The organism is Brevundimonas sp., from assembly GCF_016463485.1.
In the GTDB taxonomy this organism is placed as follows: domain Bacteria; phylum Pseudomonadota; class Alphaproteobacteria; order Caulobacterales; family Caulobacteraceae; genus Brevundimonas.
Genome location: NZ_JAEMRD010000126.1, coordinates 1 through 9,468 on the forward strand (window position 1 = coordinate 1; position 9,468 = coordinate 9,468).

Annotated in this window: 9 protein-coding genes, 1 tRNA gene and 1 pseudogene; 3 read left to right on the forward strand and 8 right to left on the reverse strand. The window is 67.0% G+C overall.

Annotated elements, in window-relative coordinates; all coding sequences use genetic code 11:
• Nucleotides 1-404, reverse strand: a pseudogene (locus JHC99_RS14760) (3-deoxy-8-phosphooctulonate synthase); the annotation flags it as partial.
• Nucleotides 405-519: 115 nt separating this feature from the next.
• Between JHC99_RS14760 and JHC99_RS14765 the strand changes: the two are divergent.
• Nucleotides 520-1,980 carry a deoxyribodipyrimidine photo-lyase gene (locus JHC99_RS14765; protein ID WP_292155178.1) on the forward strand — a complete coding sequence of 487 codons (1,461 nt, stop codon included), beginning with the start codon at nt 520-522 and terminating at the stop codon, nt 1,978-1,980.
• Here JHC99_RS14765 and JHC99_RS14770 read toward each other — a convergent pair.
• Nucleotides 1,977-3,548, reverse strand: coding sequence for a cryptochrome/photolyase family protein (locus JHC99_RS14770; RefSeq protein WP_292155179.1), 1,572 nt, complete (start codon nt 3,546-3,548; stop codon nt 1,977-1,979). The two genes, JHC99_RS14765 and JHC99_RS14770, sit on opposite strands and share 4 nt — an antisense overlap.
• On the opposite strand from JHC99_RS14770, the gene sseA reads away from it, so the two are divergent.
• Nucleotides 3,547-4,386: a 3-mercaptopyruvate sulfurtransferase gene (gene sseA, locus JHC99_RS14775; RefSeq protein ID WP_292155180.1), complete on the forward strand. Its 840-nt coding sequence runs from the start codon at nt 3,547-3,549 to the stop codon at nt 4,384-4,386. The genes JHC99_RS14770 and sseA overlap by 2 nt on opposite strands.
• Here sseA and JHC99_RS14780 read toward each other — a convergent pair.
• Both JHC99_RS14780 and JHC99_RS14785 read right to left on the reverse strand, forming a co-directional pair.
• On the reverse strand, nt 4,383-5,705 hold the full coding sequence (locus JHC99_RS14780) for a dicarboxylate/amino acid:cation symporter (protein ID WP_292155181.1): 1,323 nt from the start codon (nt 5,703-5,705) through the stop codon (nt 4,383-4,385). The two genes, sseA and JHC99_RS14780, sit on opposite strands and share 4 nt — an antisense overlap.
• A gap of 38 nt (nt 5,706-5,743) precedes the next feature.
• Nucleotides 5,744-6,850, reverse strand: coding sequence for an amino acid ABC transporter substrate-binding protein (locus tag JHC99_RS14785; RefSeq protein ID WP_292155182.1), 1,107 nt, complete (start codon nt 6,848-6,850; stop codon nt 5,744-5,746).
• Nucleotides 6,851-6,932: 82 nt separating this feature from the next.
• On the opposite strand from JHC99_RS14785, the gene metC reads away from it, so the two are divergent.
• Nucleotides 6,933-8,105: a cystathionine beta-lyase gene (metC, locus tag JHC99_RS14790; RefSeq protein ID WP_292155183.1), complete on the forward strand. Its 1,173-nt coding sequence runs from the start codon at nt 6,933-6,935 to the stop codon at nt 8,103-8,105.
• On the opposite strand, the gene JHC99_RS14795 is transcribed toward metC, so the two are convergent.
• The 4 genes from JHC99_RS14795 to JHC99_RS14810 all read right to left on the reverse strand — a co-directional run bounded on the left by JHC99_RS14795 (nt 8,102) and on the right by JHC99_RS14810 (nt 9,233).
• On the reverse strand, nt 8,102-8,365 hold the full coding sequence (locus JHC99_RS14795) for a hypothetical protein (RefSeq protein ID WP_271144048.1): 264 nt from the start codon (nt 8,363-8,365) through the stop codon (nt 8,102-8,104). The two genes, metC and JHC99_RS14795, sit on opposite strands and share 4 nt — an antisense overlap.
• A 20-nt stretch (nt 8,366-8,385) precedes the next feature.
• Nucleotides 8,386-8,462 (reverse strand) — tRNA-Arg (locus JHC99_RS14800).
• A 146-nt stretch (nt 8,463-8,608) separates the two neighbouring features.
• The gene (locus JHC99_RS14805) at nt 8,609-8,914 is read right to left on the reverse strand and encodes an ETC complex I subunit (RefSeq protein WP_292155184.1); all 306 of its coding nucleotides are present in this window, start codon (nt 8,912-8,914) and stop codon (nt 8,609-8,611) included.
• A 70-nt stretch (nt 8,915-8,984) separates the two neighbouring features.
• Nucleotides 8,985-9,233: a hypothetical protein gene (locus JHC99_RS14810; RefSeq protein WP_292155185.1), complete on the reverse strand. Its 249-nt coding sequence runs from the start codon at nt 9,231-9,233 to the stop codon at nt 8,985-8,987.
• Between the last annotated feature and the right edge of the window lie 235 nt (nt 9,234-9,468).

Consider the following 9,468-nt stretch of genomic DNA (forward strand, 5'->3'; position numbering starts at 1 on the left):
GCCAGCAGCAGGTCGGTCTGGCGGCAGAGGAAGGCCGGGATCTGCAGCACATCCACCGCTTGGGCCGCGATCCGGCAGTGTTCCTCGGTATGGACGTCGGTCAGGACGGGCAGACCGGTGACTTCGCGGATTTCGGCGAAGATCGGCAGCGATCCCTCCAGCCCGAAACCCCGCGCGGCACCGGCCGAGGTGCGGTTCGCCTTGTCGAAACTGGTCTTGTAGATGATGCCGACGTTCAGCCGCTCACCGATCTCCTTCAGGGCATGAGCCATCTCCAGCGCGTGCTGACGGCTTTCGAGCTGGCAGGGGCCGGCGATGAAGGCGATGCGGGCTCCGCCGCCGATGACGACCGGCCGGGCGATCCCGTTTCCGGACAGGGTGATGACGGTCTGGGGAGCACTCACGGGCGAAACCTTCGGACTGGATACGGGCTTATGGCGTGCGGCCCTTGCCACGGCTATGGGGCGCTGAGGTGGCGTCTTCGCCAGCTTGATTCAAGATATCACGGAGTTCGCCCGCGTGACCACCGACGACGCCGCCCCGGTCATCCTGTGGTTTCGGCGCGACCTGCGCCTGGCCGACAATCCGGCGCTGAACCATGCGACCGAGACGGGGCGGCCGGTGATCCCGGTCTACATTCTGGATGATGCCGGCGATGGGCGGTCCAGGGGCGCGGCATCCCTGTGGTGGCTGGACAAGTCGCTGAGTGCTCTGGCCGAGAGCCTGACAGAGCGTGGGACAACCCTGGTCCTGCGACGCGGCGACTCCGAGGCCGAACTGCGTCGGCTGATCGATCAGACCGGTGCCGACACCGTCTTCATGAACCGGCTGTTCGAACCCGACGCCTGGGCCCGCGACGCCGACATCGCCCATGGGCTCAAGGCCGACGGCATCGACTGCAAGGGCTACAACGGGGCCCTGATGGCGCGACCCGGTTCGGTGCTGACCGGTTCGGGTGGGCCGTACAAGGTATTCACCCCGTTCAAGAACGCCCTGCTGGCCGCGACCGAGGCTCCGCCACACACCATGGGGCCGCGCGATCTGTCGGGCGGGCCGACGCTGGACAGCGATGCGGTCGATGACTGGAACCTGCATCCCACACGGCCCGACTGGTCGCGTGGCTTCGACTGGACACCGGGCGAGGCGGGGGCGACGGCGGCCCTGGGTCGGTTTGTCCGGCACGGGCTCGACCACTACGGCAAGGGCCGCGACATCCCGTCCCTGCCCGCCACCAGCCGCCTGTCCCCCCACCTGCATTGGGGCGAGATCAGCCCGTGGCGCGCCATCGCGGCGGCCCGGGACGCGGCGGCGGACGGCAAGGTCCCGGCGGCCGAAGCCGACAAATTCATCGCCGAGATCGCCTGGCGCGAGTTCTCGGCCCACCTGCTGCATCACTTCCCCCAGATGACGGCCAGGGCGTTCCGGCCCGAATACGACGCCTTTCCCTGGCTGGCCGACGACGCGGGCTTCAAGGCCTGGACGCGGGGCCAGACCGGCTACCCCATCGTCGATGCGGGGATGCGCCAGCTGTGGAAGACCGGCTGGATGCACAACCGGGTCCGCATGATCGTCGCGTCCTTCCTCATCAAGGACCTGCTGATCGACTGGCGGCGCGGCGAGGCCTGGTTCTGGGACACCCTGGTCGATGCCGACCTGGGGTCGAATGTGCAGAACTGGCAGTGGGTGGCCGGTTCCGGCGCTGACGCCTCGCCCTATTTCCGCATCTTCAACCCCATCACCCAGGGCGAGAAATTCGATCCGGACGGCAAGTATGTGCGCCAATGGGTGCCCGAGATCGCCCGTCTGCCCGACAAATACCTGCACGCCCCCTGGACCGCGCCGGTCGAGGTCACGCGGGGCGTCGGCCTGCGGTTAGGCCACGACTACCCCCGACCGCTCGTCGATCACGCCCAGGCCCGTGATCGCGCACTGGCGGCGCTCAAGCGGGTCAGTGGCAAGACCGAATACCCTCACGACTAAGGCACGGCCCCCAGCATGGCCCGGGCCGCTTCCGCGTCTGCCAGCAAGGCCGCCCGCCGCTCCTCCCCGAAGCCGTCCAGCGTGCGGTACGGCATGGCCAGTCGATGGTTGTCGCGCAGTCGCGGCCGGTTGCGCTCCAGAAAGCCCCAATAGAGACGGTTGAACGGGCAGGCCCCCTCCCCGGTCTTCGCCTTCACGTCATAGCGACAGCCGCCGCAGTAATCGCTCATCCGGTCGATGTAGGCACCCGACGCCGCGTAGGGTTTGGTGCCCATGATCCCGCCGTCGGCGAAGGTCGCCATGCCCCGTGTATTGGGCATCTCGACCCATTCATAGGCGTCGGCATAGACGGTCATGTACCAGTCATCGACGGCGTCGGGATTCACCCCCAGCAGCATCATCAGATTGCCCGTGACCATCAGCCGCTGGATGTGATGAGCATAGGCATTGTCGCGGCTGGTCGTCACTGCGTCGGCCACGCAGGCCATGTCGGTCTTGCCCGACCAGAAGAACCAGGGCAGCACCCGGTCTGCGTCGAGGAAGTTACGAGCCCCATACTCCGGCATTTTCAGCCAGTAGATGCCGCGCACGAACTCGCGCCAGCCAAGGATCTGGCGGATGAAGCCTTCCACGGCGTTCAATGGGGCCCGCCCGGCGCGATACTCGACCTCGGCGCGCCGACAGACGTCCCGCGGATCGAGCAGGCCCAGGTTGATCGAGGTCGAGATCAGCCCATGCCACATCCACGGCTGGCCGTGCGCCATCGCATCCTGCCAGTCGCCGAAGCCCGGCAGGATGTGGGTCAGGAAGTCCTCCAGGACGCGTTCCGCCTGTTCCGCCGTCGTGGGCCAGCCGAAGTTGGCCAGATCGCCGAAATGATCGGGAAACAGCCGTGCCACATCGGCGATGGCCTCGATCGCGACGGGGTCCGGCGCAGTCCGGAATCGCTTGGGCGGACGAACACCCTTGGACAGTTTCCGTCGGTTCTCGGCGTCGTAGTTCCACTGGCCCCCGACCGGCTTGCCGTCGTCGAGCAGGATGCCGGTCTCGCGCCGCATCTCGCGATAGAAGAACTCCATCGTCAGTTGCTTGTTGCCGGACGCCCAGCGCCGGAACCGGTCGTGTGAACAGAGGAAGCGGCGATCCTCGCGGATATCGACCGAAAGGCCCCGACCATCCGTCACGCCGCCGAAGCCCGCCAGCGCCTCGGCCAGCCGCCATTCGCCGCACTCCGTCATCACGACCGCCGCGAATGGCTGATCGGCGAGCGCGCGGTGCAGTTCGCCGACGATCGAATGACTGTTCGCCGGGTCGTCGATGCGGACATATCGGACGGTGACCCCCCGCGCCTCAAGCCGCAGGGCAAAGCTGCGCATGGCCGCGAACGTCAGGGCGATCTTCTGCTTGTGATGGCGGACGTAGGTGGCCTCATCGCGCACCTCGGCGATCAGGACGACGTCGCGGTCCGGAGCAAGGTCGGCGAGCGCGCTGAGATTGTCCGACAGTTGGTCGCCCAGCACGAGCCTGAGCGTTCCGCGCCCCCGGCCGGCCGTGTTACTGTTCGCCATGGCTGACACATCCCCCCTGATCTCGACCGCCGATCTCGCCGCCCGGATCGGCGATCCACGCCTGAAGATCGTCGATGCCAGCTGGCATCTGGACGCCCGTGACGGTCGAACGGAGTTCGAGGCCGAACGTATCCCCGGCGCGGTCTTCTTCGACCTCGACGCCGTGTCTGACCACACGACCGACCTGCCGCATATGCTGCCAACCGCCGCAGCCTTCGCCGGGGCCACGGGCGCGCTAGGGATTGCGGAGAAGGACACCGTTGTCGTCTACGACAGCGTCGGCCTGTTCTCGGCCGCGCGGGTCTGGTGGACCTTTCGGCTGATGGGGGCGACCGATGTGCGGGTGCTGGATGGGGGCCTGCCCCAATGGCGCGCCGAGGGACGTGCGGTCGAGACCGGGACGCCGTCTGTGCCGACGCCCGCGACCTTCACCCCGTCGATGCGGGCCGGGGCGATCGCCGACCTTCCTTCGATGCTGTCGGCCCTGACCGGCGACGCCCAGATCCTGGACGCCCGCCCGCCCACGCGGTTCAGAGGCGAGGCTGCCGAGCCGCGCCCAGGCCTGCGCTCAGGCCATATGCCCGGCGCGCTGAACGTGCCGTTCAAGTCGGTCCTGACCGAGAGAGGCGGCCTGCGCCGTGGCGAGGACCTGGCCGCCGTGTTCCGTCAGGCGGGTGTGGACATGACCCGGCCCCTGATCACCAGTTGCGGCTCGGGCGTCACGGCCGCCGTCCTGACCCTGGCCCTGGCCGAACTGGGCCAGTACAGCCGCCTCTACGACGGGTCATGGGCGGAATGGGGCGGGCGGGCGGAAACGCCGGTCGTGGTCGGCGCTTAAGCCTTCGCCGCCCAGGGCTCCGGCTCGTCGGCCGGGACGATGTCGTCGGTCTCGCCGCGCGAGACCACGGTGGCCAGCACCAGATCGCCCGTGACGTTCAGCGTCGTCCGGCACATGTCCAGGAACCGGTCGACGCCCAGGATCAGGCCGATGCCCTCGGCCGGCACCCCGACCATGACCAGGATCATCGCCACCACGGGCAGCGAGCCCGCCGGCACCCCGGCCGTCCCGACGCCGCCCAGGATACAGACCAGCATCACGATGATCTGCTGGGTCAGCGACAGCTCGATCTGGAAGAACTGGGCCAGGAACAGCACCGTCACCCCCTCGAACAGTGCCGTGCCGTTCTGGTTGGCGGTGGCCCCGACGGTCAGGACGAAGCGGGCGATCTTGCGCGGCAGATGCAGTTGCTCCTCGGCTGCCTTGAGCGACACCGGCAGGGCCGCGTTGGACGAGGCCGTCGAGAAGGCGACCACCATCGGCTGGCGCACCCCTCTGAAGAAGGTCAGCGGGTTCATCCCGCCGCCGATCCAGACGACCAGCGGATAGACCACGAACATGTGGATCAGCATGGCCCCCACAGCCACGCCCACATAGGCCGCCAGCCGCACCAGCAGATCCCAGCCGAACAGGGCCGCCAGGTTGAACATCAGGCACGCGATCGCATAGGGGGCCAGTTTGATGACCATGTTGATGAGCTTCATCGTGACCTCGAGGATGCCCTCGATCACGGTCTGAAGCTTGTCGGTCGCCGGCGACTTGGCCATCACCAGCCCAATCCCGAAAAACAGGGCGAAGATCATCACCGGCAGGATCTGGTTCTCCGACGCCGCCGTGAAGACGTTCGACGGGATGAGGTCGAGGAAGAACTGGCCGAACTGGATGCTCTCGGGGGCCTTTTCGACGATGGCCGCAGCCCCCGCCGAACCTTGAGCCAGCAGGGCGCGGGCCAGTTCGGGATCGACGCCGTCACCGGGCCGGAACAGATTGACCATGCCCAGGCCGATGACGACCGCAATGCCCGACACCACGATGGTCAGCAGCAGGGTCTTGATCCCCGCCCGCCCCAGCGACTTCAGATCGCCCATCTCCGCCACCCCGACCACCAGGGCCGAGAACAGCAGGGGGATCACCAGCATGAACAGGAGCCGCAGGAATATCTGGCCGGCCGGGCCGGTGATGTTGGAGGTCAGCCAGACGACCCAGGGGGCATCGGCACCCACCAGCATGTTGACGGCCAGACCGCCGCCCAGGCCGACCACGAACCCGATCAGCATCAGCCAGTGAAGCGGCAGGCCGCCCTTTTTCGTCTCGGTCATTCAGCCCCCACGAACGCCGCAGCGTCCTCGAAAATCCGTCAGCGTACCGGCAGGGCGTAGATCAGCCCGCCCGGTCGCGCATTCCATTGTGCATTCAAGCCACGCGCCAGGTCGAGCGCCGATTGCGACCCGACGTTCCGCTCGAAGATTTCACCATAGTTGCCGACTTCGGCCACCGCGTCGACGGCCCAGGTCCGGGGCAGACCCAGCCGGGTGCCGAAGTCGCCATCGAGCCCGACGAGGCGACGCACACGGGGGTCGCGAGCATCCCTGGCCATGGCCTTCGCATTGGCCTGGGTCACGCCCAGTTCCTCGGCCAGAATCACGGCGTCCAGGGTCCAGCGAACCAGAGCCGTCCACGATTCGTCACCGCGCCGCACGACGGGGCCCAGTGGCTCCTTGGAGATGACGTCAGCCAGGATCACATGCTGCTGCGGATCTCCCAGGGTCGTTCGCGCCGCTGCCAGGGCCGAGATGTCGGCGGTGAAGGCGTCGCAATCCTCGCGACCATAGGCCTGACGCGCCGCCTCTTCGGTCGAAGCGACGACGGGGGTGTAGGCGATGCTGCGCGAGCGGAAATAGTCGGCGGCATTCAGCGCGCTGGTGGAGCCGGCCGCGACGCAGATCCGCGCGCCGTTCAACTCGGTGGCGCTGTTCAGGTCCAGGGCACGGCGCACCATGAAGCCCTGGCCATCATAGTAGTTGATCCCGGCGAAGGTGAACTGGCCGCCCGTATCCCGGTCCATGGTCCAGGAGGTATTGCGCCACAGGACATCGATACGACCCGACGCCAGGACCTGAAACCGGTTGTCGGCGGTCAGGGGCACGAACCGGACCCTGTCTGCGTCGCCAAAGATCGCCGCCGCAACCACCCGACAGAAATCGACGTCGAACCCCCGCCAGTCCCCGCGGTTGTCGGTGTAGGCGAAACCGACCAGACCCTGGTGAACGCCGCAGTTCAGATAGCCGCGCGCCTTGGCCGCCGCGAGGGTCGGGCTGGCCGCGCTGGGCTCAGCGTTCGGCGTCAGGGGCGTTGTCTCGCTGGGGGCGGCCGCCGGGGCGGACTGGCGATCACAGCCCGCCAGCGTCAGGAGAACAGAGCCCAGCAGCGCCAGACATCGCCATCCGTTCGCCGCTCGCGTCATCGCATCGCCTCGTCGTGCTTGCGCCCCGGGGGCTTTAGAGGCCTTTAGGCGCTGTTTCGCAACCGCCCGAGCCGCATCGCCGATGACGACCCCGACCGACCGCACACGCCTGATCTCCGGCGCAACCCGCCGGGGACAGGGTCGCCGCCCCGTCAATCCGCCGATCGAGCGCGCCTCGACCATGCTGTCCGATCGGGTCGGGGATATGCGAGACGACACCCTGGGGCCGACCTATGGGCTGGACGGCACCTCGGCGGCGAGGGAACTGCGCGCGGCCCTGGCCGATCTGGAGGGCGCGGAGGAGGTCTTTCTGGTCCCTTCAGGGCTGGCGGCGGTGACGGTGCCGGTCATGGCCCTGGTGCGGACGGGCGACGAAATCCTGACCACAGACGCCTGCTATGGCCCGACGCGCCGGTTCCTGTCGCGATGGATGGCGGCGCGCGGAGTGACGGTGCGCTATCACGCGCCAGACGCCGATGCCGAGACGGTCGCCGCCATGATCTCCGACCGGACACGTGTCGTGCTTATCGAATCGCCGGGCTCGCTGACGTTCGAGATGCTCGACGTCGGCCGTCTGGCCCGGGCGGCGACGGCGCGCGGTGCTCTGACCGTGATGGACAACACCTGGGGTGCCGGTCTGGCCTACAAGCCGCTCGAACACGGTGTCGACGTCAGCGTCCAGGCCCTGACCAAATACGTCTCGGGCCACTCCGACGTCCTGATGGGCGGGATCGCCGTCCGAGACGCCAGGATCGGACGAGCCGTCGCCGAGACCATGGAGGACCATGGCTGGCACGTCTCGCCCGACGACGCCTGGCTGGCGTTGCGGGGCCTGCGGACCATGCCGCTGCGGATGAAGGAGCAGGCGCGCTCGGCGCTGACGATCGCCGCCTGGCTGCAAGCCCGGCCGGAAGTATCGCGTATCCTTTACCCAGCCCTGCCGGGCGACCCTGCGCATGAAGTCTGGAAACGCGACTACGCCGGTGCCGCGTCGCTGTTCGGCGTCGTCATGAAAGGTGCTGGCAAGGCCCGGGCCGAGGCCTTCCTCGATACGCTCAGCCTGTTCGGCCTCGGCTATTCCTGGGGCGGGTTCGAGAGCCTGGTCACCCACGAAACCCACCAGATGGACTATCGCGAACGACCGACGACGCTGGAAGGCGAGTTGATTCGAATCAGCGTGGGGCTCGAGGACCCCGACGACCTGATCGCCGACCTCAAGATTGGGCTGGCCGCCTGGAACGCCGCAGCCGGTTAGTTCTGACGCAACTCAGGCATCAGGCCGAACACGACCTCACGCATGTTGGACCGCGCCGGCAGCATGGCACGCAGGAAGTTGACCGTGTTTCCGGCCGATTTGTCGAACATGAAGTGCGAAGCAGTGAAGCTGGTGTTGATGAACTGAGGAGGCGTGCCGCCGTCGTAGATCATCCGCGCATTCTCGAAGACGCAGTCCTCGTAAATGCCGCCATCAATGTGCTGGTCGCCGGTCAGGGTCTGATTTTTGATATGGGCCACGAGGCCTCCGGTGTCTTGAATGGCGCGCCCAGCAGGACTCGAACCTGCAACCGTCCGCTTAGAAGGCGGGTGCTCTATCCGGTTGAGCTATGGGCGCCGAGCGGGTCACCTAGCGCACCGAGCCCCTCAATCACAACCCGTGGCTCCAAGGCGAACGCACAAGTCGCGGACAATGGCCGGCTCGGCGGTTCGTCGGCTCAAGCAGGAGCGACCATGTCGTGACCGCTGGCCGCCACAGGAGCGTCAGTGCGTCCAGGACTGTTTGCGACTGGTGGCAAAGTTGTCGGCGTAGGCCTTGAGGATCAGAGGCGCTTCCTGGGGCTCGCTAAGTCGAAAGGCGATCCCGTGCCGCTCGGCATATGCGACCGCCTCTTCACTGGTCTCGAACGACAGTCGGACCTGGCCGTTCATGTCGGACGATGACGTCCAGCCCATCAGGGGATCGACGGTTCGGGCCGAGGCCGGTTCGAACTCAAGCCGCCAGTCCCTGGACTTGGCCTTGCCCGACTGCATCGCGGTCTTGGCGGGGCGGTAGATGCGAGCCAGCATGGGTTCCTCGGGCGACAGGTCGGACAGCCGGTCTTATAGCGTTGATCATCCTGCCGTCGAGATGTCGAATTCAGGGAACCAGGTGCGGTTCCCAACCGTCAGACGCCGTCGCCTCGTACACCTTGCCGTCGTCCATATAGACCTGGCGTACGCCGGGCTCGACGTAGCGCCCGATGTGGCCGGACCGAATGTCGGCGGCGATGCGCTTGACGGACGGCGGTCCAAGAACACGACCCACAAGGTTGTCGATCCAGGCACCCAGCCGCGCGGCGGTGGGACGGGTGTGATCGTTGTGGAAATGGAGCGGAGCGTAACTCATGATGGCCTCCAGAAGTCCTCGGGTCGTTGTCATTGAAAACGCAGCACGACCGAAGACGTTCACTATGCGCCCGCTCCTCCTGCAAATTTCCTAACGATGTGGAGAGTCAGGCGGTTCGTGCCGGCTGAGGGGCCAGTCAGCGGTCCGCGTGGGACCTGAGGCAGAACGCTTCCAAGGGGGATGGTCGGAGTGAGAGGATTCGAACCTCCGACCCTCTGGTCCCAAACCAGATGCG

What these genes read in the sequence shown, in the direction of transcription:
- sseA (WP_292155180.1), top strand. Translation starts at nt 3,547, where the DNA reads ATGGCTGACACATCCCCCCTGATCTCGACCGCCGATCTCGCCGCCCGG.
- JHC99_RS14770 (WP_292155179.1), bottom strand. Translation starts at nt 3,548, where the DNA reads ATGGCGAACAGTAACACGGCCGGCCGGGGGCGCGGAACGCTCAGGCTC.
- JHC99_RS14780 (WP_292155181.1), bottom strand. Translation starts at nt 5,705, where the DNA reads ATGACCGAGACGAAAAAGGGCGGCCTGCCGCTTCACTGGCTGATGCTG.
- JHC99_RS14785 (WP_292155182.1), bottom strand. Translation starts at nt 6,850, where the DNA reads ATGACGCGAGCGGCGAACGGATGGCGATGTCTGGCGCTGCTGGGCTCT.
- metC (WP_292155183.1), top strand. Translation starts at nt 6,933, where the DNA reads ATGACGACCCCGACCGACCGCACACGCCTGATCTCCGGCGCAACCCGC.
- JHC99_RS14805 (WP_292155184.1), bottom strand. Translation starts at nt 8,914, where the DNA reads ATGCTGGCTCGCATCTACCGCCCCGCCAAGACCGCGATGCAGTCGGGC.
- JHC99_RS14810 (WP_292155185.1), bottom strand. Translation starts at nt 9,233, where the DNA reads ATGAGTTACGCTCCGCTCCATTTCCACAACGATCACACCCGTCCCACC.